This window comes from Halobaculum sp. XH14, assembly GCF_032116555.1.
In the GTDB taxonomy this organism is placed as follows: domain Archaea; phylum Halobacteriota; class Halobacteria; order Halobacteriales; family Haloferacaceae; genus Halorarum; species Halorarum halobium.
Window position 1 is genome coordinate 3,170,153 of the sequence record NZ_CP134949.1, and the last position, 26,626, is coordinate 3,196,778.

Annotated in this window: 26 protein-coding genes and 1 pseudogene; 16 read left to right on the forward strand and 11 right to left on the reverse strand. The window is 68.6% G+C overall.

Going from position 1 to position 26,626, the window contains the following annotated elements; genetic code table 11:
* Positions 1-11: 11 nt before the first annotated feature.
* From RJT50_RS16060 to RJT50_RS16075, 4 genes and pseudogenes are all read right to left on the reverse strand, one after another.
* Positions 12-1,556: a TrkH family potassium uptake protein gene (locus tag RJT50_RS16060; protein WP_313692647.1), complete on the reverse strand. Its 1,545-nt coding sequence runs from the start codon at positions 1,554-1,556 to the stop codon at positions 12-14.
* A gap of 121 nt (positions 1,557-1,677) precedes the next feature.
* Positions 1,678-2,031, reverse strand: a complete 354-nt coding sequence (locus tag RJT50_RS16065; protein WP_313692648.1) for a DUF4260 domain-containing protein — start codon at positions 2,029-2,031, stop codon at positions 1,678-1,680.
* A 96-nt stretch (positions 2,032-2,127) separates the two neighbouring features.
* Positions 2,128-2,934, reverse strand: coding sequence for an Sjogren's syndrome/scleroderma autoantigen 1 family protein (locus RJT50_RS16070; RefSeq protein WP_313692650.1), 807 nt, complete (start codon positions 2,932-2,934; stop codon positions 2,128-2,130).
* 45 nt (positions 2,935-2,979) lie between these two features.
* Positions 2,980-3,440: pseudogene (locus RJT50_RS16075) on the reverse strand (histidine kinase).
* A gap of 146 nt (positions 3,441-3,586) precedes the next feature.
* Between RJT50_RS16075 and RJT50_RS16080 the strand changes: the two are divergent.
* Complete coding sequence (locus RJT50_RS16080) at positions 3,587-5,812, forward strand: ATP-dependent DNA helicase (protein WP_343218182.1); 2,226 nt, start codon at positions 3,587-3,589, stop codon at positions 5,810-5,812.
* 680 nt (positions 5,813-6,492) lie between these two features.
* Positions 6,493-7,953 carry a RecJ family nuclease gene (gene recJ / locus RJT50_RS16085; RefSeq protein WP_313692652.1) on the forward strand — a complete coding sequence of 487 codons (1,461 nt, stop codon included), beginning with the start codon at positions 6,493-6,495 and terminating at the stop codon, positions 7,951-7,953.
* A gap of 30 nt (positions 7,954-7,983) precedes the next feature.
* On the opposite strand, the gene RJT50_RS16090 is transcribed toward recJ, so the two are convergent.
* Positions 7,984-8,562, reverse strand: a complete 579-nt coding sequence (locus RJT50_RS16090; RefSeq protein ID WP_313692654.1) for a response regulator transcription factor — start codon at positions 8,560-8,562, stop codon at positions 7,984-7,986.
* Between the two features lie 162 nt (positions 8,563-8,724).
* Between RJT50_RS16090 and RJT50_RS16095 the strand changes: the two genes are divergently transcribed.
* Entirely contained in the window at positions 8,725-9,456 is a 732-nt protein-coding gene (locus tag RJT50_RS16095; protein ID WP_313692656.1) for an RAD55 family ATPase, read from the forward strand.
* Positions 9,457-9,517: 61 nt separating this feature from the next.
* On the opposite strand, the gene RJT50_RS16100 is transcribed toward RJT50_RS16095, so the two are convergent.
* Complete coding sequence (locus RJT50_RS16100; protein WP_313692657.1) at positions 9,518-9,862, reverse strand: ROK family transcriptional regulator; 345 nt, start codon at positions 9,860-9,862, stop codon at positions 9,518-9,520.
* A 287-nt stretch (positions 9,863-10,149) separates the two neighbouring features.
* On the opposite strand from RJT50_RS16100, the gene RJT50_RS16105 reads away from it, so the two are divergent.
* The 12 genes from RJT50_RS16105 to flaJ all read left to right on the forward strand — a co-directional run bounded on the left by RJT50_RS16105 (position 10,150) and on the right by flaJ (position 21,216).
* Positions 10,150-10,746 carry an archaellin/type IV pilin N-terminal domain-containing protein gene (locus tag RJT50_RS16105; protein ID WP_313692658.1) on the forward strand — a complete coding sequence of 199 codons (597 nt, stop codon included), beginning with the start codon at positions 10,150-10,152 and terminating at the stop codon, positions 10,744-10,746.
* A 3-nt stretch (positions 10,747-10,749) separates the two neighbouring features.
* Positions 10,750-11,358 carry an archaellin/type IV pilin N-terminal domain-containing protein gene (locus tag RJT50_RS16110; RefSeq protein ID WP_313692660.1) on the forward strand — a complete coding sequence of 203 codons (609 nt, stop codon included), beginning with the start codon at positions 10,750-10,752 and terminating at the stop codon, positions 11,356-11,358.
* 46 nt (positions 11,359-11,404) lie between these two features.
* Positions 11,405-12,247 (forward strand): DUF7500 family protein, encoded by an 843-nt coding sequence (locus RJT50_RS16115; RefSeq protein ID WP_313692661.1) that lies wholly within the window; start codon positions 11,405-11,407, stop codon positions 12,245-12,247.
* A 79-nt stretch (positions 12,248-12,326) separates the two neighbouring features.
* Complete coding sequence (cheY, locus tag RJT50_RS16120) at positions 12,327-12,689, forward strand: chemotaxis protein CheY (protein ID WP_313692662.1); 363 nt, start codon at positions 12,327-12,329, stop codon at positions 12,687-12,689.
* Positions 12,690-12,691: 2 nt separating this feature from the next.
* Positions 12,692-13,918: a chemotaxis protein CheC gene (locus RJT50_RS16125; RefSeq protein ID WP_313692664.1), complete on the forward strand. Its 1,227-nt coding sequence runs from the start codon at positions 12,692-12,694 to the stop codon at positions 13,916-13,918.
* Positions 13,905-14,453, forward strand: coding sequence for a chemotaxis protein CheD (locus tag RJT50_RS16130; RefSeq protein ID WP_313692666.1), 549 nt, complete (start codon positions 13,905-13,907; stop codon positions 14,451-14,453). The genes RJT50_RS16125 and RJT50_RS16130 overlap by 14 nt, the downstream gene beginning before the upstream one ends.
* A 290-nt stretch (positions 14,454-14,743) precedes the next feature.
* Positions 14,744-16,093 carry a FlaD/FlaE family flagellar protein gene (locus RJT50_RS16135; RefSeq protein ID WP_313692668.1) on the forward strand — a complete coding sequence of 450 codons (1,350 nt, stop codon included), beginning with the start codon at positions 14,744-14,746 and terminating at the stop codon, positions 16,091-16,093.
* A complete protein-coding gene (arlF, locus tag RJT50_RS16140; RefSeq protein ID WP_313692670.1) occupies positions 16,077-16,511 on the forward strand; it encodes an archaellum stator protein ArlF in 435 nt (144 codons plus the stop codon). Before RJT50_RS16135 ends, arlF begins: the two co-directional genes overlap by 17 nt.
* Positions 16,512-16,964 carry an archaellum stator protein ArlG gene (arlG, locus tag RJT50_RS16145; protein WP_313692672.1) on the forward strand — a complete coding sequence of 151 codons (453 nt, stop codon included), beginning with the start codon at positions 16,512-16,514 and terminating at the stop codon, positions 16,962-16,964.
* The gene (gene arlH, locus RJT50_RS16150; protein ID WP_313692674.1) at positions 16,961-17,722 is read left to right on the forward strand and encodes an archaellum protein ArlH; all 762 of its coding nucleotides are present in this window, start codon (positions 16,961-16,963) and stop codon (positions 17,720-17,722) included. Before arlG ends, arlH begins: the two co-directional genes overlap by 4 nt.
* A gap of 70 nt (positions 17,723-17,792) precedes the next feature.
* Positions 17,793-19,463, forward strand: a complete 1,671-nt coding sequence (locus tag RJT50_RS16155) for a type II/IV secretion system ATPase subunit (RefSeq protein ID WP_313692675.1) — start codon at positions 17,793-17,795, stop codon at positions 19,461-19,463.
* Position 19,464: 1 nt separating this feature from the next.
* On the forward strand, positions 19,465-21,216 hold the full coding sequence (flaJ, locus tag RJT50_RS16160) for an archaellar assembly protein FlaJ (RefSeq protein ID WP_313692677.1): 1,752 nt from the start codon (positions 19,465-19,467) through the stop codon (positions 21,214-21,216).
* Between the two features lie 19 nt (positions 21,217-21,235).
* Here the strand turns inward: flaJ and RJT50_RS16165 are convergent, their stop codons facing one another.
* From RJT50_RS16165 to RJT50_RS16180, 4 genes are all read right to left on the reverse strand, one after another.
* The gene (locus tag RJT50_RS16165; protein ID WP_313692679.1) at positions 21,236-21,556 is read right to left on the reverse strand and encodes a hypothetical protein; all 321 of its coding nucleotides are present in this window, start codon (positions 21,554-21,556) and stop codon (positions 21,236-21,238) included.
* A gap of 105 nt (positions 21,557-21,661) precedes the next feature.
* Positions 21,662-22,255: a dolichol kinase gene (locus tag RJT50_RS16170; protein ID WP_313692681.1), complete on the reverse strand. Its 594-nt coding sequence runs from the start codon at positions 22,253-22,255 to the stop codon at positions 21,662-21,664.
* 15 nt (positions 22,256-22,270) lie between these two features.
* Positions 22,271-24,067: a glycine--tRNA ligase gene (gene glyS, locus RJT50_RS16175; RefSeq protein ID WP_313692683.1), complete on the reverse strand. Its 1,797-nt coding sequence runs from the start codon at positions 24,065-24,067 to the stop codon at positions 22,271-22,273.
* Positions 24,067-24,924, reverse strand: a complete 858-nt coding sequence (locus RJT50_RS16180; RefSeq protein WP_313692685.1) for a CBS domain-containing protein — start codon at positions 24,922-24,924, stop codon at positions 24,067-24,069. The genes glyS and RJT50_RS16180 overlap by 1 nt, the downstream gene beginning before the upstream one ends.
* 262 nt (positions 24,925-25,186) lie before the next feature.
* Between RJT50_RS16180 and RJT50_RS16185 the strand changes: the two genes are divergently transcribed.
* A complete protein-coding gene (locus RJT50_RS16185) occupies positions 25,187-26,296 on the forward strand; it encodes a DNA primase (RefSeq protein WP_313692687.1) in 1,110 nt (369 codons plus the stop codon).
* Positions 26,297-26,403: 107 nt separating this feature from the next.
* On the opposite strand, the gene RJT50_RS16190 is transcribed toward RJT50_RS16185, so the two are convergent.
* The gene (locus RJT50_RS16190; protein ID WP_313692688.1) at positions 26,404-26,607 is read right to left on the reverse strand and encodes a DUF7472 family protein; all 204 of its coding nucleotides are present in this window, start codon (positions 26,605-26,607) and stop codon (positions 26,404-26,406) included.
* Positions 26,608-26,626 lie beyond the last annotated feature (19 nt).

Below are 26,626 nucleotides of genomic sequence, written 5' to 3' on the forward strand. Positions count from 1 at the left end.
CGGGTTCGTGGTCACTGCCGCCAGTAGGAGGGCGAGAGGACGATCAGCACCGAGAGGATCTCCAGCCGACCGATCCACATGAGCCCGACCATGTAGAGCTTCGAGAGCGTCGAAAACGGGAGGAAGCTGTTCATCGGTCCGACGATCCCGACGCCGGGGCCGATGTTCCCGAGGGTGGCGATGGCCGCGCTCACCGCCTCGATGGCCGAGAGGTCGAGCCCGACCCGGAGCGAGTCGAGGAACAGCACGACGGCCGAGACGGCGAAGATCAGGAGGAACGCGAGGACGAGGATGAACACGCCCCTGACGCTTCCATCATCGACCGGCTCCCCCTGGAAGCGGATCGGCCGCACGGCCTCGGGGTGGATCGTCACGAACAGCTCCCGCGTGATCGCCTTCCGGACGACGACCCAGCGGACGATCTTGATCGAGCCGGCCGCCGAGCCTGCGGAGCCGCCGAGGAACATCGCCAGCAGGAGCACGACCTGGGCGGACTCGTGCCACGTGTTGAAGTCCATGCTCGCGTACCCGGTCGTCGTCACGATGGCGACCGCCTGGAAGACGGCCTGGCGCAGCGAGTGCTCGAACTCGCCCGGGATCGTCGGGACGTTCGCGGGCGACTCGGCGAGCCCGAGCCCGGTGAACAGCAGGACGGCGAGCAGCCCCCCGACGCCGGCCATGGTGAGAAGGTACGACCGGAACTCCTCGTTTTCGATCAGCCGTCGCGGCTTCCCCACCGACGCGTACCAGAACAGCGCGAAGTTCGTCCCGGCGACGACCATGAACACGAGGACCGCCCACTGTACGGCGGGTGAAAACGCCTCGACGCTCCGCGCCTGCGGGGAGAAGCCGCCGGTCGGCATCGTGGTCAGCGCGTGCGCGACGGCGTTGTAGAAGTCCATGTTCGGCGCCGCCCCGAGCTCCGAGAGCCCGTAGTAGACGAGCACGGCGGCGGCGGTGAGCCCGGCGTAGATGAGCCAGAGCGCCCGGGCGGTGTCGCGGATCCGGGGCGTGAGTTTCTCCAGGGAGACCCCCGGAGCCTCCTCGTTGACGACCTGCGCGCCGCCGACGGAGAGCTCCGGCAGGATGGCGACCATGAGCACCAGGATGCCCATCCCGCCGAGCCACTGGGTGAGCTGTCGCCACATGAGGATCGAGCGCGAGTGCCGTTCGAACGAGATCTCCCCGAGCACGGTCGCGCCCGTCGTCGTGAACCCGCTCATGCTCTCGAACAGCGCGTTCACCGGGTGTGCGACCGTCCCCTCCCCGGCGATCAGGTACGGGAGCGTCCCCACCGCCGGGACGGCGAGCCACGTCAGCGCGACCAGCAGGAACGCCTCGCGGTGGCCGAGTTCGCCACCCGTCCGGAGCCGTTCGAGCGCGGTACCCAGCCCCGCCATGACGAGACTGGTCGCCAGGAACGGGACGGGGTTCTCGCCGTAGTAGAGCGCGACGGCCAGGGGGAACAGCGGCGCGAGCGAGAGCAGCTTCAGGATCGAGCCGACGAACCCGAGGGACGTTCCGTAGTCGACGTACGCTCGGGAGTCGGCGGCCATGCACGGCCGTTTGGCTGGTCACGTGAAATGCTCGGGGGATTCGCGCCGACGGCCATTCGCCCACCCCACCTCGACCGTCCACTCGAGCGGACGGCTCCGACGGGCGGGCCCGATTCGCGTCTCAGAGCCGTCCCAGGTGCGTCTCGCCGAACCCCGACTCCTCCTTCAGCCCGTAGCCGGCCGCCCGGTCGATGCCGATGTGGCCGGCCCACACCGCCCCGCCCCACGCCAGCGGTTCGACGCCCGTGAGCAGGAAGCCGGCGAGGAGGACCAGCGGCCAGACGTACACGTGAGCGACGTTGTAGGTACGCGCGCCGACCACGGGGCCGGCGAGGTAGCCGACCATCGAGAGGTCGGGCGCGAGCGCCAGCACGGCGAGCACCCAGAGCGGGCCGTCGAGCACGACGAGGTAGCCCGCGAGCGCGGCGAGCGCGATCGCCAGTCCCTCGACGCGGAGGTAGGTTCGGCTCTCCATCGGTCGTCGAAACGACGCGGAGCGGGATGAACTAGAGGGGAGTTCCGGAATCGCGTCAGGGTGGTGGCCGAGGGGACGGTCCGAGGGGGTCCGCGATCAGCGGCGCAGGGCCGACAGCGCCTCGGCCGCCTCGCGGGCTGCGGCGAGGTGGTCACGCGCGGCCCGGGGGTCCTCCGTCTCGGCCCCGGCGGTCGCGTGACGGGCGAGTGCCGCGACGAGCGCCTCGCGCGCCTCGCCGAGGCCGCCGGTCGTCCCGGGCGCGTCAGGGTTCGAAACCGCCGGCGGCGACGCCGCCGTCCGGTCCTCGGACCGGGCCGCTCCGCCCGCGTTCGAAGGCGGCGAACGGGCGTCGGCGTCCGTCCGCGCCTGCGAGGGCGCCGTGGGTCGCCCGCCGGTCGCGTTCCCTGGCGCCGTCGAGTCGTCGGCCACGTTCGGCGGGACCGAGTCGTCGTCGGACGGGTCGCTGTGCGTCTCGCTGGACGGTGCCGCTGTCGTATCCGTCGATTCTGCGGCCGGTTCGGTCGGTTCCGTGGTCGCGGCGGCGGCTCGTTCGCCCCGCGATTCGGCGTCCGCGTCCGGTTTCGCGGCGTTCTCGCCGGCCGGTACCCCGTCGTCCTCCCGACAGGTGGCACAGAACTCCTGGCCATTCTGGCGGAACAGCGGGTCGCCGCAGGCGTCACAGTGCCTGTTGGTCATCGTCGCGCCCTTGAGCAGGAGTTCGCTCATCCGGCGCGTCGACTCGCGCTTCCGCTCGTCCCGCGCGAACTTCTCGCGGAGCTTCTCGCGTTCGGCCTCCTTGTCGAACCCCGAGTCGTCCGCGGAGTCGGCCGGTCCGGACCCGGACGGGTCACCGCTGTCGTGCGGTTCACCGGCGTCCCCAGCGTTCGTGTCGCTGTCGCTCATGGCTGGGTGATGGGCGGGGGCGGCGAAAAAGTCAGCGGCCCGTCCCTACAGGTCCCGAAGCGCCGGGAACGTCGCGCCGACCACCGCACCGTAGACGACGTGACCGACGAGGCTCATCGGGTTGAAGTTCGGGAGCGGCGGGTTCGCCGGGGACCCGACCGCAGAGAGCCACACCGGCATCACCAGGGCCGCGAGCAGGATCCAGAGAACCACGCCGTACCCGATTCCCAGCGCGGTCGAGCGCCCCGTCGACCTGACGTCCGTCCCCGGGCGAGCGCCGCGAAGCCGACGCCGAGTATCGCCGAATGGGCCATGTGGGCCACCCACCCCGCGAGGCCGCCCGAGAGCCCGTACATCGAGGGAATCGCCACCTCGATGACGGGCGTCATCATGACCGACAGCAGCACGTCCATGACCGCGCCGCCGGCGAGTCCCGCGAGGACGCCGCCGCGCCACTCCGTGTTCTCCGTCGACACGCCAGTCTGTGTGCTGGTATCTGTTGCCATGCGTGTTTCACGTCTTTGTCGGCATATATTACCGTGACTCGGCCACGCACGCCGCACGCACGGAGGCCGTAGCGTTTTATAGGACCTGCCGCTGGTGGGCCGGAGAACACCCGAGCGTTGAAATCCGATGCCACGCTACTACGACCGTGTCGACCACCGACGACCACCTGCGCTTCTTCCCGTACGAGGAGCCGTACCCGAACCAGCGGGAGGCCATGGATCGGGTCGGCAACGCGCTCGCGCGGGGCCAGGACGTGCTCCTCGAGGGCGCACCCGGCACCGGGAAGACGCTCTCTGCGCTGGTGCCGGCTCTCTCGCACGCGCGCGAGCACGACCGCACGGTCGTCATCACCACGAACGTCCACCAGCAGATGCGCCAGTTCGTCGAGGACGCCAGGGCCATCAACGAGACCGAGCCCATCCGCGCGTCGGTGTTCAAGGGGAAGGCCTCGATGTGTCACATCGACGTGGACTACCAGGAGTGCCAGACGCTCCGGGACACCACCCGGTCGCTCGTGGAGGACCGGCAGGACAGGGAGCAACTGGAACGGCGACTCGACGACCTCACCGACGAGATGCGGGACGGCGGGGGCGGAACGGGCGGCGGAGGCGGTATGGGTGGCGACGGGGGAACGGGCGGCGCCTCCGCCGGCTCCGCCGCGGAGGCCCGGCAGGCGGTCGCGGACGAACTGGAGCGGCTGGAGACGGAGATCGAGGACGCGACGAACGTCTGCGAGCACTACCTGAACAACCTCACCGCGGACACCGACGAGTTCTTCTCGTGGCTGTTCCGGGACGTTCGCCGGCCGGGGGAGGTGTACGAGTACGCCGAACAGCAGGGTCTCTGCGGGTACGAACTCCTGAAGGAGGGGATGGAGGACGTCGAACTCGTCGTCTGCAACTACCACCACCTGCTCGACCCCCAGATCAGAGAACAGTTCTTCCGCTGGCTGGACCGCGAGCCCGAGGACGTGATCACCGTGTTCGACGAGGCCCACAACGTCGAGAGCGCCGCGCGGGACCACGCGAGCGAGGCGCTCACCGAGAACACGCTCGAGTCGGCGCTCTCGGAGCTCGAGGAGACCGACGACTCGCGCGCCGAGCCCGCCGGGAACGTGATCCGGGCGTTCACGGACGCGCTCCGGGCGACCTACGACGAGAACCTCGGGTTCGGGGAGCGCGAGCGCGTCGGCGAGAACTGGGAGGACGTCTCCGTGGCGAACGAGGACCGCCGGGACGACCTCACGCTCGCGTTCCTCGACCGCTACGAGGGCCAGGGCATCCGGGCGGAGTGTGACCTCGCGCTCCAGCTCGGCAAGCGGCTCGACGAGGAGTACGAGGACGCCTACCGCGACGGCGAGACCACGAGCCGGCGGGAGTGTCACCTACTTTCGGCGGCGTCGTTCGTCTCGGCGTGGATGGACGGCGGCGGCGAACTCGGCCAGCACCCGATGGTGTCGGTGCGCCGTGACGCCGGCACCGACGAGGTGTACGGCCGGGCTGAGCTGTACACCTGCATCCCGCGGGAGGTGACGGCGGCGCTGTTCGACGACGTGTACGCGTCGGTGCTGATGTCGGCGACGCTGCGCCCGTTCGACGTGACCCAGGACGTGCTGGGCCTGGACTCGCCCGCGACGCTGGCGTACGAACTGGCCTACCCCGAGGAGAACCGCCGGACGTACTCGGTGTCGACCCCGGCGCTGTTCTCCTCCGAACGGGACGAACCGGACACCCAGGAGACGGTGGCCTCGACGCTCTCGGACGCCATCAGGTTCACGCCGGGCAACAGCCTGCTGTTCTTCCCGTCGTACTCGGAGGCCGAGCGCTACCACGAACTGCTCTCGGACAACCCCGACCTCGGGACGCTGCTGCTCGACGGCTCTGATCGGGACGAGGAGGACCTCCGGACGAGGCTCGTGGAGAGCGACGACGCGGCGCTGTTCACCTCGCTGTGGGGGACGCTCGCGGAGGGCGTCAGCTTCGACGGCGACGCGGCCCGGACGGTCGCGGTCGTCGGCGTCCCGTACCCGCACCTCTCCGAGCGGATGGAGGCGGTCCAGGACGCCTACGACCGCGTGTTCGCCGAGCGCTCCCGGGACGCCGGCTGGGAGTACGCGGTCGAGATCCCCACGGTCCGGAAGACCCGGCAGGCGCTCGGGCGCGTCATCCGGTCGCCCGAGGACTTCGGGGTTCGGCTGCTGCTCGACAAGCGCTACACGAGCGCCGACATGGGGAAGTACTCCGTGCGCGGGACGTTCCCGCCCGAGGAGCGCGAGGAGCTGATCGATATTCTCCCGGGGAAGCTGAAGTTCGCGATGTTGAACTTCTACACGGATCACGACGCGTACTCGGGGTCGCCGCCGGAGCCGTAGTGAGGGTGTTCTGACTGGTTCGCTCGCGCTGGAAAGCTTCTCAGCGCTCGGTTCGTTTGATGGTTCGGTCGGTGCTTCGACTGCCTCGAAAGCCCCGCGGTGCTCGGCTCGGTGCGGCCGCTGTCGTTCGAAAACCGAAGATTTTCGTGATGACGAAAGGCGCGAGCGCCTTTCGAACCACGCTCCTCAGGCACTCGCTTCGCTCGTGCCTTGCGGTGCTTGTCGGTCCGCGCCTGCGCCGAGCACCGCGGCCCCTTTCAGTCCCACCCACCGCACCGCCACCGCGCCTCGCCCTCCCCAGCCTCCTGCGATGCTCGCTCCCTTCGGTCGCTGCGTTTCTCGTCCCTCGCACGAGCGGCCGCGCTTCGCTTGGCCGCCGCGCGCCGACCGGCTGATTCCCAGCGTACACACCCGGAATCGAGGCTTCGACGTTCGGCCAGTGAACCGACAGGGCGGGACTGAAAGGGGCCGGACGCTCGAACCCTCCCGGACGACGCAAGCACCGCAGGCGAGCGACCGAAGGGAGCGAGACGAGGAGCACAACGAGGCCCGGAGGGTCGAGGGCCCGGGGGCTTTCGAGGACTGCGTCATCTCATCACCCACCGCTCGAACCCTGATAACCGATCACCCCGATGAGAGGCGAGCGTTTAAACCCGATAGCGACCCACCCCCGAACACGAATGGCGAGCGCCGACGCGACCACCGACCCGGGCGAGTTCCCGGTTCCCGCCCTCCGCGACCGCGCGGTCGCCTGCGCCGAGCGCCTCCGGGCGGCCGACCGGGTGCTGCTCTGCTCGCACATCGACGCCGACGGCCTCACCAGCGCCGCCGTGGCCTCGCGCGCGCTCGAACGGGCCGGCATCCGCTTCGAGACGATGTTCTCGAAACAGCTCGACGCCGCGGAGGTCGCGAGCATCGCCGCGACCGACTACGACACCGTCCTGTTCACCGACTTCGGCAGCGGCCAGCTGGACGTCATCGCCGACCACGAGGCGTCGGGCGAGTTCACGCCGATCATCGCCGACCACCACCAGCCCGCCGAGGCGGAGACGGAGTACCACCTGAACCCGCTGCTGGAGGGCATCGACGGCGCGTCCGAACTGTCGGGCGCGGGCGCGGCGTACGTGCTCTCGCGGGCGCTCGAACCGCGAGACGGAGCCACGGACAACCGCGACCTCGCGGCGCTCGCGGTCGTCGGCGCGGTCGGCGACATGCAGGACTCCGAGGGGGGGCTCCACGGCGCGAACGAGGCGGTCGTCGCCGACGGCGTCGCCGCGGGCGCGCTGGCCGAGGAGACCGACCTGGCGCTGTACGGCAGGCAGACCCGGCCGCTGCCGAAGCTGCTCGAGTACGCCAGCGAGGCGCGCATCCCGGGCATCTCGAACGACGAGGCCGGTGCCGTCGAGTTCCTCTCGGGACTCGACCTGGACCTGAAGGCCGACGGCGACTGGCGGCGGTGGGTCGACCTGACCGGCGAGGAGCGGCAGGCGGTCGTCTCGGGGCTCATCCGCCGCGCGGTCGCCTCCGGCGTTCCCTCCGAGCGCGTCGACTCGCTCGTCGGCACCACCTACGTGCTCGCCGACGAGGAACCCGGGACCGAACTCCGCGACGTGAGCGAGTTCTCCACGCTGCTCAACGCGACCGCTCGGTACGAGCGGGCCGATGTCGGACTGGCCGTCTGTCTCGGCGACCGAGACGGCGCGCTCGAACGCGCCCGGACGCTGCTCCGGAACCACCGCCGGAACCTCTCCGAGGGGCTCCAGTGGGTCACCAACGAGGGCGTCGAGCGCGAGGAGCACCTCCAGTGGTTCGACGCCGGGACGCGCATCCGCGAGACCATCGTCGGCATCGTCGCGGGGATGGCGGTCGGCGCGGACGGCGTCTCGCGGGGGAGGCCCATCGTCGCGTTCGCGGAGAAGAGCGCGGAGGAAGTGAAAGTGTCCGCGCGCGGGAGCGGCCACCTCGTCCGGGATGGGCTGGACCTCTCGGCGGTGATGCGCGAGGCGTCACGATCGGTCGGCGGCGACGGCGGCGGCCACGACGTCGCGGCCGGGGCGACCATCCCGGCCGGGGAGCGGGAGCCGTTCCTCGCGGAAGCCGACCGGCTCGTCGGCGAGCAGTTGTCCGGGGAGGAGCCGTGATTTCGGATCCGAACGTTTCGGACGTGGGACTCAGGCCGACTCGGAGATCGACTTCGAGGAACCGATATCGCGGAACAGCATTCGGTAGTCGTCCGGGGAGAACGCGGTGGCGATGTCGTCCAGATCCCCCTGCAGGGACTCGATCCGGGAGAGGAGTTCGTCGTACTCAGAACTCGATCGGAGCTCGGCCGGGGTCCGTTCGGCCTCGAGGACGGCACGCTTCGTGACGAGCGCGGCGGTGCGGCGGAGCTTCGCGTCGTAGTTCGATCGGGTGTCGAGTCGCTCGATCGCCGTGACGATGTCGTCGCGGGTCGCCGGCTTCACGAGATAGAGGTCGAACCCCATCTCGACGATGTCGACGTCGGGCTCGACTGCGGTGACCATCGCCACCCGGCAGTCGAGCTCTCGGGCACGCAGTTCCGCGAGCACCTCCGCCCCGGAGATGTCGGGGAGCCGGCGGTCGAGCAGCACGGCGTCGACCTGCTCGTCGGCGCGCTCCAGAGCCTCCTCGCCGGTGTTCGCGACCGTGATGTCGTACGTTCCCTCGAGGTATCCGCGATACAGCTCCGCGACCTCCGGTTCGTCCTCGACGATCAGGACGCTCCGCATCACCGACGCTCCCCCCCTTCGCGCGCGTCCCCGTCGGTCATACAGCCCCAGCGGACGTGTTCCTGCATAAAACTATCGCACGTCCTGAACGTTGGCCCGATCCGTCCGTGGCGCTCGCGGCGCAACCGTTTTTATTTATGAGACCGGCGTCACATCCGGAACATGGTCGATACGGTCAAGACGGGGATCGAGGGACTCGACTCCATCCTCAACGGCGGGCTAGTGAAGGACGCGACGGTCCTCGTCAGCGGCAACCCCGGGACGGGGAAGTCGCTGTTCGGCATCCAGTATCTCTACGACGGCGTCAGGGAGGAGGGGGAACGCGGCATCTACATCTCCTTCGAGGAGAACGAGGACGACATCCGCCAGGCGGCCGAGTCCATCGGCTTCGAGGAGTGGGGCGACCTGGTCGAGTCGGGCGACATCAAAGTGTACGACAAGAGCACGATGCTCCGTGAGGGCGATTTCAGCGCGGCGATCGACACGCTGCTCGAGGACTTCGCCAACGCGAACTACGACCGGCTCGTCCTCGACTCGCTGACGATGTTCGAGCTGTTCTTCGAGGACGAGAAGGAGAAGCGCACCTACCTGCTGAAGTTCTCTGACATCCTTAAGGAGAACGGGCTCACCTCGCTGCTCATCAACGAGCAGGGCGCCGTGTTTCCGGAGACGGAGATCGGGCTCGAGAACTTCCTCACCGACGGCAACATCTACTTCATCCAGACGCCCACGGATTCGGGCGTCAACCGATACGTCTGGGTCGCGAAGATGCGGAAACAGGACATCGACACCGACATCTTCCCGATGGAGATCGACACCGGCGGGATCAAGGTGTACGAGCGTGCGGGCGGCTTCTCGATGATGGGGCGCGAGGGTCCGGAAGCGGGATTCTAAGGGGCGAGTGGCGGCTCGGGTCGCGTTCCCGCCGTAGCTGTCGGCGGCAGGGAAGCGCCGGTTACTGACTGTCGGTCATCGTCCGCCAGACCTGATCGAGCTTGTTCTTGACCTCCGATCGCTCCTCCAGTTCCACCGAGAGCCCGTCGCGGAACGTCACGTTCACGCCGTCGACGCTCCGCCGGTACACCTTGATCCGACGGTGTTCGTCCGAGAGCGGCCGGTCGTGAAGCTCCAGCAGTTCCGTCTCCTCGAGCTCGTTGATCCGGCGGTAACACGTCGCGATGGGCACCTCCAGCACCTCGGAGAGCTCCTGTGCCGACATCGGCTCCCCCGCCGCGTCGAGAATTTCGGGATTGTACTTGTTCCCGAGCGCCTCGATGATCTCCTCGTCGTCCCCAGCCATTCAGTATCGCGGTTGATTCTCACCGTGATAAGCCTACCGCCACTGAGACGGCGACGCCGTGCGGATAGTAGGACCACGCTACCGCTCGTATCAGCGCTGAAACTGAAGCGGTTTTAGCGGTAACAGCAGCCTACTCGACGATTTACGGCGCGTTGACGGGAAAGCTAACCAATTATCTGTCCTGAAAACCGGCGGGGCAGGTTTAATAGGAAATTCCGATTCGCTGGGAGCAGAGCCCGCGTGATGACGCACCGAGCCGAGCCGGGACCAGGGTAAGCAAACAACACATGTTCGAAGCAATCACGGACGAGGAAGAGCGCGGTCAGGTTGGTATCGGGACGCTCATCGTGTTCATCGCGATGGTGCTGGTCGCCGCGATCGCGGCCGGCGTCCTGATCAACACCGCGGGCTTCCTCCAGTCGACAGCACAGGAGACGGGCGAACAGTCGAGCAGTCAGGTATCCGACCGCGTCCAGGAAGTCGTCACGACCGGTGGTGACATCGATGGAAGCGCGGGGACGCTCGGCAAAGTGAACGTGACCGTAACGCTGGCGCCCGGTGCCGGCGAGGTCGACCTCGAGAACGTCACGGCGACGTGGGTCGGCCCGCAGGGAACCTACACGCTGGTCAACGAAACGGTCGCTGATGCCGGCGAGGCGAACTTCTCGACGGACGTCGTGAAGGACTCGGACGACTCCGCGCCCGTCCTCAACGACGCGGACGACCGCCTCCAGCTGGTGTTCGTTCCCGGTGACTTCTCGGGTGGCCCCCTCGCCGAGGGCGACGAAGTGACGCTGAAGCTCAACACCAAGTCGGGCGCGACGACGACCATCCGGTTCGCCGTCCCCGACTCGCTCGGTAACAAGAACGCCGTGGAGCTGTAACCCATGTTCGAAGCAATCACGGACGAGGAAGAGCGCGGTCAGGTTGGTATCGGGACGCTCATCGTGTTCATCGCGATGGTGCTGGTCGCCGCGATCGCGGCCGGCGTCCTGATCAACACCGCGGGCTTCCTCCAGTCGACAGCGCAGGAAACGGGCGAACAGTCAGCCAGCCAGGTCTCCGACCGCGTCCAGGAGGTCGTCACGACCGGTAACGTGACCGTGGACAATGGCAGCGAAGTCATCGACTACGTGAACGTGACGGTGACGCTGGCACCGGGTGCCGGCGAGGTCGACCTCGAGAACACCACGGCGACGTGGGTCGGGCCGAAAGGCACCTACACGCTCACGAACGCCTCCGTGGACACCGGAGACGGTGACTTCACGACCGACATCGTGAAGGACTCGGACGACTCCGCACCCGTCCTCAACGACCCGGACGACCGGGTCCTGATGGTGTTCGAACTCAGCGCCAGCGGCAACGCGGACAAGCCGGACTACCTCCAGGAAGGTGACGAGGTGACGCTGAAGCTCAACACCAAGTCGGGCGCGACGACGACCATCCGGTTCGCCGTCCCCGACTCGCTCGGCAACAAGCAGGCAGTCGAGCTGTAACGGCCCGGAACACACCTTTTTGAGCAGCCACACAGTACCCCTACCCATGAGCGACGACCACGCCGCCCCGGCGCTCGACCCGGACGACCTCGACATCAGCAGGAGCGAGTACGTCCGGGAGCTGGGCGAGGACCGGTACGTGGTCTCGGCGGGCGGCGGACCGCCGCGCGCTCCACGGTCCGGAGAGCCCGACGAGCAGCGAGACGCGACCGAAGACCGGACTCCGGAACGCTCGGGGGAGCAGCGGACCCGGTCGGTCGCCGAGGAAGCCGAGGCGAGAGTCGACGTCGCACCGAGTGATCCCAAGCAGGGAGGCGGAAACGAACCCGGTAATCGGCCCGAATCCGGGTCGGCGCGCTCGGAACCCGGGGGGACCGGCGGTGCTACTGACGCCGATGCCGGCTCCCCGACGAGCCCGCCGAAGCGGGCAGCCGAGCCACGGCGCGGCGTGAAACGCGGCGCGCCGACCGGTCGAAACGCCGGCAGCGAGACTGACCCGGCGCCCGGAACCGGGACAAAGACCGGGGGCGACGTCGACGCCGCGGCGGTCGGCCGCTGGCTCGCCGAGTCGCTTTCCGACACCGAGTACGCGTACGGGTTCGACGCGACGGTGACGATGAACGACGAGGCCACGCGCCACCGGATGGTGTCGAACGACGTCTCGGCGGTGTTCGAGACGCTCGCGCTCTGGTTCGCACGGTCGGCCGGCGGCGACGACATGCCGCCCGAACGCGCGCTGGCGATCCTGCTCGCCGAGATGGAGGCCGAGGTCACACTCCCGACGGTGGCGCTCGAGGACGCCGTCGCCCGGCACGGGCTCTCGGCCGAGGACAGCATCGGCGACCTGCTCGCGGCCGCCGAGCGAGAGAACGGCCTCACGCTGGAGTAACGCCCGCGGTCAGCCGCTCGTTTTCACCGCTGATAGCCGGGGGAGAGCGTTTATGCTCGTCCATCGACCCCGTTTCGCTATGTCGACAAGCGTGCTCATCGCCGACGACTCGGAGTTCATGCGGAACCTCCTCCGGGAGATTCTCGAAGGGGAGTTCGAGATCGTCGGCGAGGCCGAAAACGGGGTCGAAGCCGTGGACATGTACGGGGACCAGGACCCCGACCTCGTCATGATGGACATCGTGATGCCGATCCGTAACGGGATCGAGGCGACCGAAGAGATCACGGACTCCGACCCGGGCGCCCGGATCATCATGTGTACGAGCGTCGGGCAGGAGGAGAAGATGAAGGCCGCGGTGAAGGCCGGCGCGGAGGGGTACATCACGAAGCCGTTCCAGAAGCCGAACGTGCTCGAAGCGATCAACGACGTCGTGCCCGCGTAGGGATGTACGTCGACATCCAGTCGCTGGGGACGTTCAGCAGGCTCGCCCGCGACGGGGCCGACCGGGCCGCCGACTCGCTCTCACAGCTCACCGGCGCGAACGTGTACGTCGACGTGACCGACGTGACGCTGATGGCGGCGGGCGACCTGCGCGAGGCGTTCACCGGCCAGGAGTTCGTCGGCGTCGAGGTCGGACTGATGGGCGGAATCGCGGGCCAGACCGTCATGGCGTTCGAACGCGAGGCGGCGACGGAACTCGTCTCGCGGCTCATGCCCGGCGGGAGCGACGACCCCGAGTTCGTCCGCAGCGGCGTCACCGAGGCAGGCAACATCATGACCTCCGGGTTCATCGACGGGTGGGCCGACCACCTCGGCGTCGCCATCGACATGACGCCGCCGTCGTACGTCCGCGAGTCGGGCATCGACGTGCTGCCCGACGGGGCGTTCGACGACGAGCGCGCCGGGGTGTTCCTGTTCGAGTCCCAGGTGTCCTCGATGGACGCCGACCTGGACCTGACCATCTTCATGCTCCCCGAGTACTCCGGGTTCACGGACATGCTCGGCCACGAGGACGGGGGGTCGGCCGCGGCCGGCGACGCCGTTCCGGTCGACAAGCTCCCGACGTTCAATCGGATGACCAAGCGCGGGGCCGCGAGCGCCGCGGAGAAGGTGACGATGATGACCGGCACCGAGACCGACGTGGACGTCTCGCGGCTCCGGTTCGTTCCCGTCGGGGACGTGCCCTCGGAAGTGGGCGACGAGACGGTCGCCGGGACCGTGTTCGAGCTCCACGGCGAGCCGAGCGGCTACCTCGCAATCCTGTTCGACGAGGAGTCCGCCGAGGAGGTCGCCGGGTCGATGATTCCCACCGAGACCGACCCCGGCATCGGCGAGATGGAACGCGGGGCGCTCCGCGAGCTCGGCAACATCATGACCTCCGGGTTCATCGACGGCTGGGCGAACGTGCTCGGCACGAGCATCGAGCACACGCCGCCCGAGTTCGTCCACGACATGGGTTCTGCCGTGATGAGCCCGCTGGTGAGCAAACTCGGCCGGACCCAGGAGCACGCGTTCATCATCGACTCGACCGTCAGAACTCCCGACGGCGGCGTCCGCTGTGACATCTACGCGCTCCCCAACCAGCGCGAACTCGCGGCGGCGCTCGACCGCATCGACGCCGCGGTCGCGGACGGCGGCCGCGACGTGCCGGAGTTCGATGGGGCACGCTGACGCGCCATCCGTGCCGGACGGCCGGGGTGGTGAGTCCGCGGGCCGCCCGTTCGGGGACCTCCCCCGGCGGAAGGTCGGCCTCTCAGACTCGGCGGTCGCGACCGACGGAACCGTCCTGTTGACGAGCGGGCTGGGATCGTGTCTCGGCGTCGGGCTCTACCATCCACCCGCGGGAACGGGCGGGCTGTTGCACGCGATGCTTCCGGAGGCAGAGAGCCATCCCGGAATCGCACAGAAGTTCGTCGTCGAGGGGATCGACGCGCTGGTGGCGGAGCTGGCCGAGCGCGGAGCCGCGCCGAGCGGCCTCCGGGCAAAACTCGCGGGCGCGGCCGAGATGCTCGAACTCGACGTGAGCGGCGACGGGCAGTCCGTGGGCGCACGGAACGTGGCGGCCGCCGAGCGCGCGCTCGCGCGTCACGACGTTCCCATCGTCGCCGCCGACACCGGCGGCAATCGCGGGCGGTCGCTCCGGTTCGACACCGCAGAGGGGCGGCTCCACGTCGTCTACGCCGGCGGCGAGAGCGCCGTCCTGTGACCGGCGTCGCGCGAGTCCGTCGTCTCGGAGGAACCGCTCTGAACCAGCGGCGCGGCGACGCGAAATCGGTGGCGGATTCGACGGGACCGTCGGGAGCGCCCGAGACCGATGAGACCGACACGAGCTCGACGGGCTGTGGACGGGCCGGCGTGGGAGCCGACCGGCTCCGTGGATCGACCGACCGTGAGCAACCCCTGCAGGACCCGGCCAACCGCGCTCGAGCCGACTGTTATCTGTCCTGATAGCCGACGGGGAGAGTTTAAGGGTAGTCCGCGGGAGAAATCGCAGTAATGGGTCTCCTCACCGCATTGTCGGGAGCAGGAGCCGGCTTCGCCGGGGTCGAACTGGGGCTGCTCGCCTCGTTCGGCCTCGTCGGCGCGAGCCTGCTCGATCGCTTCCGCGACGACGATGAGCCGACCGAGGACGCAGAGGACGATGACCCGTTGCTGGACGACGGCGGCGCCTTCGGTGGCGACGCGGACGGTGACGGCGACGACCTCGGCGACCTCGGTGGAATGGACGACTGGGACGACGACGACCCCTTCGGGGGTGACGAGGAGGAGGACGCCACGGCCGAGCTGGAAAAGCGGCTCGAGGACCTCGAAAACGAGGTCGCCAGCCTCTCCTCGACGGTCAACACCGTCCGTTCCGAGAACGAGGAAATCTCCGGGCAGGTCGACGACATGGGCGAGGACGTGCGGAGCCTGCTCGACATCTACGAGATGGTCACGCGCGGGATCAACCCGTTCGTCGACGACGTCCAGACCGGCGGCATGTCCGGCGACGAACTGGGCGGGGAGGGGTCGTTCGGCCTCTTCGACGACGACGCGGACGAGGAGGACCCGGAGGCCGAGGAACTCGACGAGGACCTCGCCAACGCGGAAGCGGAGGGGTTCTTCGACGAGGAACTCGTGGACGGCGAGGAGGACGAGGACGACGAGGATCTGGACGAACTGGACGACGAAGAAGACGACGAAGACGACGACCTTGACAACGAAACCATGGCCAGCGACAACGGCGGCGGCAAGAGCTTCAGTGAACTGAAAGACGAATACGAGTCCGGCGACGCGGAGTGGGCCGGCGGGGAGGAGGCGGAGGCCCCGATCGACGGGGCCGACGACGCCGGGGACGAGTTCCCGCTCGACGAGATGGACGAGGACCCCGTCGAGGACGCCCTCGACGAGGAGCCCGCGTCGACGGCGGCACCGACGGACCCGACGCCCGCCGAGAACGGCGATGGCGGCTTCGAGTTCGTCGAGGACGGCGACCTCTCCGAGGGGCCACAGAAGCCGTATCTCACCAGCCTGCCCGGCGACTACGTGGGCGACCTGATGGTGATGGAGTGGCTGGAGTTCCTCGTCGAGGAGTCGAGCACCACCGACGCGGTGCGCGCCGTGAACTACTACGAGCGCGTCGACTGGGTGGACGCCGAGGTGGCGAACCAGTTGAAGTCGTTCCTCTCGGGCTTTGGCGACATCGACCGGAACCTGATGGACCGGCCCGGCACGTCGGAGCTCGATCTGGACCACCACACCCAGAGCCTCAAGTACATCATGCAGCTGACGAACGCGACGGCCGAGTCGGTCGTCATCGACCGCTGGCCGCAGCTCTCGGGGGGCCTCCATGGGCCTCAGCGTTAGCGCCTCGACGGCCGTCGTCTTCCTCGGCCTGTTCATCGCTGCGGGGACGTTCTACCCCGCGGTGGCGAACGGGGCCGAACTCGTCACCGACGCACAGCACGCAGCGAACGACCGCGCGCTCGACCAGCAGAATACGGACATCACCGTGACCAACGCCACCTACGACGACGCCGCCGACACGCTCGTCGTCAACGCGACGAACGACGGCTCGACGGCACTGGACGTCGACGAGGTCGACCTCCTCGCCGACAACGCGTACCGCTCGACGAACGTGAGCGTCGAGGGAGACGACGCGACCGGCGTCTGGCTCCCCGGCGAAACCGCGAGCTTCGAGGCCGACCTGACGCCGGCGCCGAACCGGACCACGGTCGTCGTGGACCACGGCGTTCGGGTCAGCACGACCGTGGAGGTGATCTAGATGGCGAGCGGTGGCGTCGCGGAGATGGTGCTGTTCATCGCCGCGCTGCTCGTCGCGGCCTCCGTCGCCGGGACCCTGACCAGCGAGGTCACCAGGCTCGGTGACGCCGTCAGCGCGCGCTCGCTCGACGTCGCACAGGACGTGCGCACGGACATGGAGATCGTTTCGGACCCGGCCGCGGGGGTGTACAACGCCTCGGGGAACGGCAACGTGACGCTGTACGTCCGGAACACGGGATCCTCGACGCTCAGGGCGGACGCCTCCACGTTCGACGTGCTGCTCGACGGGCAGTACCGGACGAACGTGACGGTCTCGCCCGTCGAGGGTGGAACGAGCTGGGTCGAAGGGGAGGTCGTGGAGGTGTCCGTCCACGCGCCGGACCTCCCGGCCGGTGACCACCGGGTGAAGCTGGTGGTCAACGCGGACGAGGAGGTGTTGCAGTTCCGCACATGAGCCGGAACAGCCCACGGGACAACCTCCTGTCCATCGGTCTGCCCGAGCGCGATCAGCTCAACAAGGAGCTCGGCGGCGGCATCCCGCGCGGGAGCATCGTCCTCATGGAGGGCGACTACGGCGCGGGCAAGTCCGCGCTCTCCCAGCGGTTCAGCTACGGCCTCGTCGACGAGGGCGCGAGCGTCACCCTGCTCTCGACGGAGCTGACCGTCTCCGGGTTCATCGACCAGATGTACTCGCTGGAGTACGACGTGACGAAGCCGCTGCTCAACGAGGAGCTGCTGTTCCTCGCTGCCGACTTCGACTCGGGCGGGGCGTTCTCCGACGACGACGGCGACCGGAAGGAGCTGCTGAAGCGGCTGATGGAGGCCGAGACGATGTGGAACTCCGACGTCGTCATCCTCGACACGTTCGACTCCATCCTCCGGAACGACCCCACCTTCGAGGCGCTCGTCCGGAACAACGAGGAGCGACAGGCCGCCCTCGAGATCATCTCCTTCTTCCGGGACATGATCTCCAACGGGAAGGTCATCGTTCTCACGGTCGACCCCTCGGCGGTCGGCGAGGAGGCGATCGGCCCGTTCCGCTCGATCGCCGACGTCTTCCTCGAACTCCAGATGATCGAGGTCGGCAGCGACGTGCGGCGGAACATCTCGGTGAAACGCTTCGCCGGCATGGGTAGCCAGGTCGGCGACACCATCGGCTTCTCCGTGCGCTCGGGCACGGGGATCGTCATCGAATCGAGGAGCGTCGCGTGATGACGGGGACGGACGCGCACCCGGCCGTCAGCGGGTCCCGACCCAACAGCCGACCGGCGAGGTGTAACGCATGACCGACCAGGGGATGGCGAAGCCGTCGAGCGAGCTGAAACAGCTCGCGATGAAGCGCCCGCACCTCCGGGAGCATCTCCAGAAGTTCAAGCAGATCACCGGCGAGTTCCCCCTGTTCGTCGACGAGATCGACGGCGAGCACGAGGCCCGCCGGCCGAACGTGCTCTACCCGGTCGGCGGCCCCATCTTCTGTCACGTCTACGGCGACTTCGGACAGGACACGAAGTACTACGCCGTCGAGCCGACGCTCTCCTCTGCCGAGGAGCAGGTGCTCGGCACCGTGAAGGGGAAGCTGCTGAACAAGAGCGGGCACCACGAGGCCCCCGACCAGGAGACGGGTTACGACGACCTCATCGAGGAACTGCTCGAGGACGTCACCGTCATCGCCGAGGAGCAGGACGAGTACGGCCCGCTCTCGAAGGTGATGAACTTCGGCCGGACCGAGGTGTCGAAACAGACCTACGAGAACATCCGCTACCGGCTGAACCGCGACATCGTGGGCTTTGGCCCGCTCGAACCCGTGATGCGCGACCCGGAGAACGAGGACATCCACGTCATCGGCCCGAAGGAGTGTCACGTCGACCACGGCGTGTTCGGGATGCTGGAGACGACCGTCGACTTCGGGACGCCGACCGAGTTCGACAACTGGCTGCGCAACATGGGCGAGCGGATGGGCGACCCCGTCTCCGACTCGAACCCCATCGTCGACTCGACGCTGCCGGACGGGTCGCGTATCAACATCATCTACTCCGACGACGTCTCGATCAAGGGCTCCTCGCTCACCATCCGTCAGGGCGAGGAGACGCCGCTCTCGATCAACCAGATCACCAACTGGGGGACGCTCAGCCCCGAACTGGCCGCGTACCTCTGGCTCTGTCTCGAGAACGAGCAGACGGTGTTCGTGGTCGGGGAGACGGCCTCGGGGAAGACGACGACGCTGAACTCCATCCTCTCGTACATCCCGCGGGACTCGAAGATCTACACCGCGGAGGACACCGCCGAGGTCGTCCCGCCCCACAGCACCTGGCAGCAGCTGCTCACCCGTGAGGGAGACGGCGGCGAGGCGAACGACGTGGACATGTTCGACCTCGTCGCGGCCGCGCTGCGTTCCCGCCCCGACTACATCATCGTCGGCGAGGTGCGTGGCGCCGAGGGTCGCATGGCGTTCCAGGCGGCCCAGACCGGCCACCCGGTCATGCTGACGTTCCACGCGAGCGACATCGTCTCGATGATCCAGCGGTTCACCTCCGACCCCATCAACGTGCCCGAGACGTTCATGGACAACGCCGACGTGGCGCTGTTCCAGAACCGGGTGAAGCAGGGCGACAAGGTGCTCCGTCGGGTCACCTCGGTCCAGGAGATCGAGGGGTACTCCAAGGAGATGGACGGGGTCGTCACCCGCGAGGTGTTCAACTGGGACCCCGTCGAGGACGAGATCGTCTTCCGCGGGATGAACAACTCCTACGTGCTGGAAGAACAGATCGCAACCCTGCTGGGATACGCGGACACCCGCGACATCTACGACGACCTCTCGTTCCGCGCGGACCTGGTCGACCGGATGATCCAGGAGGGGATCCTCGGCTACCACGAGGTGAACGAGGCCATCACGTCGTTCCAGCGCGACGGCGTCGACGGGCTCCCCTTCGACATGCACCGTTCAGTGAGGTAAGATGAGCACCGGCACCGGCAGCGGGAACTCGGACCTGTTCCCCGAATCGCTCTCGGAACTCGTTTCCGAGCTGCTGGACGCCTACGACGAGCTGGACATGCCCAAGCGGCAGTACGTGGGCTACGTCCTGCTGCCCGCGCTGGGCTTTTTCCTGCTCACGCTCGCCGGGGCCGTCCTGTTGCCGTTCCCGCTGTCGGTTCGTCTCCCGGTTCCCATGCTGGGCCTGCTCGTGTTCGGGTCCGCGGTCGCGTACCCGAAGCTGTACCTCAACGCCCGGAAGGTCGCCATCGAGAACCAGCTCCACCTCGTGATGACCCACATGACCGTGCTGTCGACGACGAACATCGACCGGATGGAGGTGTTCCGCACGCTCGCGGCAGAAGAGGAGTACGGCGCCGCCGCGGACGAACTGGGACGCATCGTTCACCTGGTCGACACGTGGAACCAGTCGCTCGACGACGCGCTCCGTCGCCGGGCCATGGAGGTTCCATCCGACGCCTTCTCGGACTTCTTCGACCGGCTCGGCTACACGATCGGCGCGGGCCAGTCCATCGAGGAGTTCCTGCTCTCGGAACAGGACGCGGTCATCCAGAACTACATCACGGTGTACGAGGGCGCGCTGGGGAACCTGGAGGTCATGAAGGACCTCTACATGTCGATGATCCTCTCGATGACGTTCGCGCTGGTGTTCGCCATCGTGCTCCCGATCCTGACCGGCGACAACCCGACGCTCACCGTCTCGGCGGTCATTGTCATGTTCATGCTGGTCCAGCTCGGCTTCTACGTCATGATCCGGGCGATGTCGCCCCACGACCCGGTGTGGTTCCACTCCGAGCAGGGCGCGCCGACCGACCTCCGGCTCTGGGGAAGCCTCGTCATCGGCGTCGGGCTCACGTTCGTGTTCGTGAGCGTCGTCGGCGCGGGGCTGTTCGGCTACGGTCCGGGGCTGCCGGGGATGCTGTTCTTCCTCGACGAGACGCCGCTTCCGCTGTACATCTGCGTGCCGATCACCCCGATGGCGATCACCGGCGTCATGCTCCGCATCGAGGAGCGCAAGATCAGCGAGCGCGACGACGAGTTCCCGTCATTCGTCCGCGCGCTGGGTGCGGCGGAGTCGGCCAAGCAGTCGACGACCGGCGACGTGTTGCGGACGCTCCACGAGAAGGACTTCGGCTCGCTCACCCCGGCCATCGTCCGGCTCTACCGCCGGCTCAACATCCGGATCGATCCCTCCCAGTCGTGGCACACGTTCGCCGCCGACACGCGGTCGTACCTCATCCAGAAGTTCTCGGACATGTACCTCGAGGGGCGCGAGATGGGCGGACAGCCCAAGATGCTCGGCGAGCTCATCTCCTCGAACATGAACACGGTGATGCAGCTGCGCGAGCAGCGCAGACAGGCGACCGTGACGATGATCGGCCTGCTGTACGGCATCACCGCGGCCTCGTCGTTCGCGTTCTTCATCGGCCTCCAGGTCGTCGACATCCTCGCGGACCTCTCCGAGCAGTTCAGCGTCCAGGACGCCGGCGGCATCGGGCAGATCATCTACCCCGGCGTGTACGACATCCCGCTCATCCAGTTCCTCCTGCTGATCGTCATCCTGTTCAACGCCGTCCTCTCGTCGGTGATGATCCGGACCATCGACGGCGGCAACAAGGCGAACGCCTACCTCCACTTCGTCCTGATGACGTGGCTGGGCTGTGGCGTCGCCATCTTCACCCAGCGGATGGTGACCCAGATCCTGACGATCTGAGCGGCGTCCCGGGGAGCCCCTACACCACCTGCGAGAGCGTCAGGACGAGAAACACCGCGCCGAGCACCAGCGCCCCGTACAGCAGCCGTCGGAACCGCGTCGCCGCGGGGACCTCCCCCCGGAGGTCCGGGCGCGTGGCGTAGACGTAGCGGTGGTAGGCTGCCGCGGCGATGACGAGGAAGACGACCGCTGAAACCACCAGTCCGGTCGCCACCGGGAGCCCGAACACCGCCCGCAGGTAGATCGGTCCCGACGAGAAGACGACGAGGAACGCCGCGGAGGCGACGACGAGGAACGGGACGGGATCGACCGGGTCGCCCGCGCGGTTCCGGAGCGGCATGGTCGACCAACGCACGCCTCGCCAAAGGAGGTTTGGACGGGCCGACGCATGGAGCGCGGACCGACGGATTCGGTTCGTGCTTCCTGACCGTCGTGCCCGGGCGACTCAGCCGCCGACGAACAGCAGCACGGCCGTCATCGCCACGCCGGCGGCCGGCGGGATGGTGAGGTTGTCGTCGATGACGTAGCCGCGGACGACCGGCTTCAGCCCGTCCGCGGCCGTCGCGCCGAGCGCGCCCGCGGCCGCGACGGCGACGCCGACGGTCGGCGGGCGCGAGGGGGCCGTGAACGGCACCGCGAGCGCGAAACAGACGAGGAACATGACGCCGAGCACGCCGAGTTCCTTCGCCGTCGTCGCGTCGTTCGAGCCGAGATAGCCCGACACTGGGTCGCCGATCGAGAGCATCAACATCGCCGGAACGGCGACCTCCGGGGCGAACGCGAACGCGGCGACCGCCATCCCGACCATGTAGAGCGCGTAGCCGGCGACGTTGTCGGCCTCGTACTCGCGGGTGAGCCGGTCGTAGACGGCGTGGTCGAGCCCGACGACGAGCCGGAGGAACTCCAGGACGAAGACGACGACGACGAGCCCGACGAGGAACAGTCGCAACTCCGTCCACGTCGCCAGCCCGAGCACGTACAGCAGCGGGATCCCCGTCCCGGAGACGTGTACCCCCCGCCGCCCGAGTTCGCTCGTCATCGATTCCGCCCCATCTCAGGCGGTCTCGACGTCGGTCTCGACCGCCCCGTAGGCCGACGTCAGGTCCTCGAACGCCCGGTCGGACTCGGGGTCGAGCAGCGTCTCCAGTTCCGCCGCCGCGTCGGCGACCGGCACGCGCACCTGGGCGGCCGTGTCGCGCTCGCGGAGCGTGACGGTGTCAGGCCCGTCGCCCTCCAGGCCGTCGCGGTCGACAGTGACACAGAAGGGGGTGCCGACCTCGTCCTGCCGGCGGTAGCGCCGACCGATCGAGCCCGAGTCGTCGTGTTCGACCGCCAGGCCCGCCGCGCGCAGGTCGGCGGTCACCTCGTCGGCGAGTTCGAGCAGACCGTCGTCGTTCGAGACGAGCGGGAACACGGCGGCGTCCGTCGGCGCGAGTTCCGGGTCGAGCGCGAGGTACGTGCGCTCCTCGCCGTCGACGGTGTCCTCGCGGTAGGCGTGCTCGACGAGCGTGTACAGCACGCGGTCGATGCCGAACGAAGGTTCGACGACGTGTGGCGTGACGTGCTCGCCGTTCTCCGTGACCTCCTCGACCGAGAAGTTCGCGAGGTCGGTCGGCACCGACACCTCGTCGCCGTCGAGGTCGACGGTCACCTCGTCGGCCTCGAACGCGTCCGGGTCCCGCTCCGCGAGCCGTTCCAGGGCGTCGGCGACGTCGCCGGCCCGACCGCCGAACTCGGGCCCGAGCGTCGCCATGTCGGGGGCGACGGTCGCGCGCTCGACGGTCTTCGGCTCGTCGTACTGTTTGAACACGGTGAACGACTCGCCGGAGTGCTCGGCGTGTTTCGAGAGGTCGTAGTCGCCACGGTAGGCGAAGCCGGTGATCTCGACCCAGTCGCCCGACACCTCCGACTCGGCGTCCCAGCAGTCGGCCGCGTAGTGGGCCAGTTCGCCGGGGAGGTGCTGGCGGAACCGGAACCGGTCCATGTCGACGCCCACGCGCTCGTACCAGGTCTGGGCGATGCCGAGGTAGTAGCCGACCCAGTCGGAGCCGACGACGCCCTCCGCGACCGCCTCGTCGACGGTCGTCTCGTACGGCTCGCCGTCCTCCGCGTCCTGTTCCGTGGCGGGGTACAGCGTCACCTCGACGTCCGCGACCTCCTCGAGTGGCGGCTCGTCCGACTCGGGGTCGATGAACGTCTCGAGTTCGGCCTGGGTGAACTCCCGGACGCGGATGATGCCCCGCCGGGGGCTGATCTCGTTCCGGTAGGCCGGGCCGATCTGGGTGACGCCGAACGGGAGGCGGTTCCGGGCGTACTCCTTCAGCCGGGGGAACTCCACGAAGATGCCCTGCGCGGTCTCGGGCCGGAGGTAGCCGGGCTGGCCCGAGCCGGGGCCGATGCTCGTCTCGAACATGAGGTTGAACTCGTCGATCGGTTCGCCGGCGAGCGTGGCGCCGCAGTTCGGGCACTCGACGTCGTGTTCGCCGAGCAGTTCGCCCACGCGCTCGGGCCCGAGCGCCTCGGCGTCCTCGATGTCGGTCGCGCCCTCGACGAGGTGGTCGGCGCGGTGGGAGACGCCACACTCGGGACACTCGACGAGCATGTCGTCGAAGCCGTCGAGGTGGCCCGACGCCTCGAAGACGGCCTCGGGCATCACGGTCGGGGCCTCGATCTCGTGGTTGCCCTGCTTCACGGTGAAGCGGTCCCGCCAGGCCGATTCGAGGTTGTCCTTCAGCGCCGCGCCCTTGGGGCCGTAGGTGTAGAAGCCGGCGACGCCGCCGTACGCGCCGTTCGCGCCGAAGAAGAACCCCCGGCGCTTCGCGAGTTCCATGACGTCCGCCTGGCGTGCCATCAGAGCGCCTCCAGGAGGTGGACGTCCCGCACGATGCCCGCGAGGTCGCCGCCGGTCACCAGCGGGAGCTGTTCGATGTCGTTCGAGATCATCTCCTGGGCGGCCTCCTGGACCGACCGCGTCTGCGAGACGGTGAGCACGTCCGCGGTCATGAACTCGGTGACCGCTCCGGCGGGGATCTCGACGTTCCGGGTCGGGATGTACGCGCTGCCGACGGCCTTGATGCCCTCCCACTTCCAGTCGTCGTCCTCGTCGGCGATGGAGTCGCCGGTGTCGTCGGCACCCTCGACGACCCGGGCGACCTCCAGGATGTCGACCTCGGTGAGCATGCCGTCCATCTCGCCCTCGTCGTCGAGCGCGATGGCGTACGGGACGTTGGCGAAGTAGAGTTCCCGCTCGGCGACCGGGAGCGGCGCGCCGCTGTAGACGGTGTTGACGTCGTCGCCGGCGGCGTCGCCGCAGGACGCCTCCGTCTCGGCGTCGCCGTGGGCGATGGCGTGGACGACGTCCGTGACGGTGACGATGCCCGCGAGCGCGTCGCCGTCGTTCTCCTCGACGACCGGGAGCCGGCGGATCCGCGAGCCGACCATCAGCTGTGCGGCGTCCCGGAGGTTCGTCGTCGGGGTCACCGTCGGGACGTCCCGCATGAGCAGCGCCAGCTGGTCCTCGTCGGGGCGCTCGATGAGGTCGTCACGCGAGACGAGCCCGCGGTACGTCTCGCCGGCGTCCGACTCCTTCACGACCGGGACCGACGAGAAGCGGTGTTCCTGCAGGTACTCCAGCGCGTCGTCGCGGGTGCCAGGGAGCGAGACGGTGACCAACTCCGCCCGCGGCGTCATCGCGTCGGCTACGTTCATACCACGGGTGTACCGCCCCATACTCTTGTAAACTGCGAAGGTGTGTTCCGCGGTGTTGTGGTGTGGGGCGTCGGTGTGGATCCACGTGGTTGTCGTCCGCGGTGTTGTCTCGGGCGTGCTGACGACCGTCTCGAAAGCACCCGCGGCTGTCGACGCAGCCGAAACCGACGAACTGAACGAGAGCCGAACCAGTACCGAAACCGACCACACATGAGCGAGACCGTCGCGCTTAACCCACCCCGCTCGCAACCCCGCATCCAGCATGGACCCGCGCAACGCCCGCTACCCGTTCTTTGCGACCGCCCGCGAGGCGGTCAGTGCGGCGGGCGTGGACCTGGCGACGCTCGTCGCCGAGCGCGACCCGGCAGTCGAGCGCGGCCGCGAACGGGTCGAGCGCGCGCTGGTCGAGGGCACCACCGAGTCCGAGTCGCCCCGCGACTGGGAGGCCCGCGAGGAACTGCTCTCGTATCCGCTCGCGCGCATCCTCGTCTCGCTGCTCGACTCGCCCGCGGCGGTGGAAAAGTACGCCGAGGCTGAGGCCCGGACCGCCCACGAGCGGTTCACCACTGATCTCGCACACGACGGGCCGCCCGACCCCTCCCGGACCGACCTGGACGCGCTCCTCCGGGAGTTCGACCTGGCCGACCGCACGCGCCCCGAGGACCCGCCCGCCGGCGCGCCCGATCCGCAGTGGTACCACCTCGGCGTCGGCGCGTACCTCGGCTACGTCGACCCGCGCTGGGGCGACGACTGGCGGCTGGTGAACCGCGAACTCGCCGACGGCGAGGTCCGGGTCCCCCGCGACGGACTGTTTCGCGTGCTCCGGGAGGCGGTCCGCGAGCGCGTCGCCGAAGGGCTGCCGTTCGAAGGCGTGAGCGACGAACTGGCCGACGAACTCGAGGCCGAGATCGCCGACCTCCGGGACCTGCTCGCCGACCGCGCCGCCACCGCCGACCTCGACGTGGTCGCGCCCGAGCACTTCCCGCCGTGCCTCTCCCGCCTGCTCGACCGAGCAAGAAACGGCGAGGGCGACGAGTTCGACCCCCAGGAGCGGTTCGCGCTGCTCTCGTTTCTCGCCGGCCTCAACCTGGACGTCGAGGGCGTCGTGACGCTCACCGAGGGCGGATTCTCCCCCGAGGACGTCGCCGACGAGTTCGCGTCCCTCCGCGACGAGTCGGGGGCGCAGTACCCGCCGCCCTCCTGCGAGACGCTCGGCGCGTACGGGATCTGCGACGACGAGGACGACCACCGGCGCGTCGCGCCCCACCCGCTGGAGTTCTACGCCCGGCGGCTCCGCGAGGCCGACGAGGTGATCGACTGGCGCGACCGGCGGCGGACGGACGACTCGGTCGCGGAGTCGAAGGGGAACTGACGCCCGCGTCCCCGTTCGGCCCCGGCGGTCCGCGAGCAGGATGCTCGGAGGCGAACGAACCGTGACGCCGTGCGGTCGGGAGGAGTCGAACCGGGCGTTCGCGGTCGCTAGGAGCGGTCGAGGAACAGGCCGACGAGTCCCATCAGCACGACGAACAGCGCGACGATGCCGACGAGGGCGTACCCGCCCGTCTCGTTGAGGTGGTGGTTGCTGGTGAACTGGCTCCCCACCGTGACGACGAGCGCGATGAACACGCCGACAGCGCCGACGGATACGGCGATCTTCCGGCGCATCTCCGCGTCGATTTCCATGCGCCGGCCTTCCCCGGCA

Excerpts from the sequence above, each read along its gene's own strand:
- RJT50_RS16060 (WP_313692647.1), bottom strand. The coding sequence starts at position 1,556 with ATGGCCGCCGACTCCCGAGCGTACGTCGACTACGGAACGTCCCTCGGG.
- RJT50_RS16065 (WP_313692648.1), bottom strand. The coding sequence starts at position 2,031 with ATGGAGAGCCGAACCTACCTCCGCGTCGAGGGACTGGCGATCGCGCTC.
- RJT50_RS16070 (WP_313692650.1), bottom strand. The coding sequence starts at position 2,934 with ATGAGCGACAGCGACACGAACGCTGGGGACGCCGGTGAACCGCACGAC.
- recJ (WP_313692652.1), top strand. The coding sequence starts at position 6,493 with ATGGCGAGCGCCGACGCGACCACCGACCCGGGCGAGTTCCCGGTTCCC.
- RJT50_RS16090 (WP_313692654.1), bottom strand. The coding sequence starts at position 8,562 with ATGCGGAGCGTCCTGATCGTCGAGGACGAACCGGAGGTCGCGGAGCTG.
- RJT50_RS16095 (WP_313692656.1), top strand. The coding sequence starts at position 8,725 with ATGGTCGATACGGTCAAGACGGGGATCGAGGGACTCGACTCCATCCTC.
- RJT50_RS16100 (WP_313692657.1), bottom strand. The coding sequence starts at position 9,862 with ATGGCTGGGGACGACGAGGAGATCATCGAGGCGCTCGGGAACAAGTAC.
- RJT50_RS16105 (WP_313692658.1), top strand. The coding sequence starts at position 10,150 with ATGTTCGAAGCAATCACGGACGAGGAAGAGCGCGGTCAGGTTGGTATC.
- RJT50_RS16110 (WP_313692660.1), top strand. The coding sequence starts at position 10,750 with ATGTTCGAAGCAATCACGGACGAGGAAGAGCGCGGTCAGGTTGGTATC.
- RJT50_RS16115 (WP_313692661.1), top strand. The coding sequence starts at position 11,405 with ATGAGCGACGACCACGCCGCCCCGGCGCTCGACCCGGACGACCTCGAC.
- cheY (WP_313692662.1), top strand. The coding sequence starts at position 12,327 with ATGTCGACAAGCGTGCTCATCGCCGACGACTCGGAGTTCATGCGGAAC.
- RJT50_RS16125 (WP_313692664.1), top strand. The coding sequence starts at position 12,692 with ATGTACGTCGACATCCAGTCGCTGGGGACGTTCAGCAGGCTCGCCCGC.
- RJT50_RS16130 (WP_313692666.1), top strand. The coding sequence starts at position 13,905 with ATGGGGCACGCTGACGCGCCATCCGTGCCGGACGGCCGGGGTGGTGAG.
- RJT50_RS16135 (WP_313692668.1), top strand. The coding sequence starts at position 14,744 with ATGGGTCTCCTCACCGCATTGTCGGGAGCAGGAGCCGGCTTCGCCGGG.
- arlF (WP_313692670.1), top strand. The coding sequence starts at position 16,077 with ATGGGCCTCAGCGTTAGCGCCTCGACGGCCGTCGTCTTCCTCGGCCTG.
- arlG (WP_313692672.1), top strand. The coding sequence starts at position 16,512 with ATGGCGAGCGGTGGCGTCGCGGAGATGGTGCTGTTCATCGCCGCGCTG.
- arlH (WP_313692674.1), top strand. The coding sequence starts at position 16,961 with ATGAGCCGGAACAGCCCACGGGACAACCTCCTGTCCATCGGTCTGCCC.
- RJT50_RS16155 (WP_313692675.1), top strand. The coding sequence starts at position 17,793 with ATGACCGACCAGGGGATGGCGAAGCCGTCGAGCGAGCTGAAACAGCTC.
- flaJ (WP_313692677.1), top strand. The coding sequence starts at position 19,465 with ATGAGCACCGGCACCGGCAGCGGGAACTCGGACCTGTTCCCCGAATCG.
- RJT50_RS16165 (WP_313692679.1), bottom strand. The coding sequence starts at position 21,556 with ATGCCGCTCCGGAACCGCGCGGGCGACCCGGTCGATCCCGTCCCGTTC.
- RJT50_RS16170 (WP_313692681.1), bottom strand. The coding sequence starts at position 22,255 with ATGACGAGCGAACTCGGGCGGCGGGGGGTACACGTCTCCGGGACGGGG.
- glyS (WP_313692683.1), bottom strand. The coding sequence starts at position 24,067 with ATGGCACGCCAGGCGGACGTCATGGAACTCGCGAAGCGCCGGGGGTTC.
- RJT50_RS16180 (WP_313692685.1), bottom strand. The coding sequence starts at position 24,924 with ATGAACGTAGCCGACGCGATGACGCCGCGGGCGGAGTTGGTCACCGTC.
- RJT50_RS16185 (WP_313692687.1), top strand. The coding sequence starts at position 25,187 with ATGGACCCGCGCAACGCCCGCTACCCGTTCTTTGCGACCGCCCGCGAG.
- RJT50_RS16190 (WP_313692688.1), bottom strand. The coding sequence starts at position 26,607 with ATGGAAATCGACGCGGAGATGCGCCGGAAGATCGCCGTATCCGTCGGC.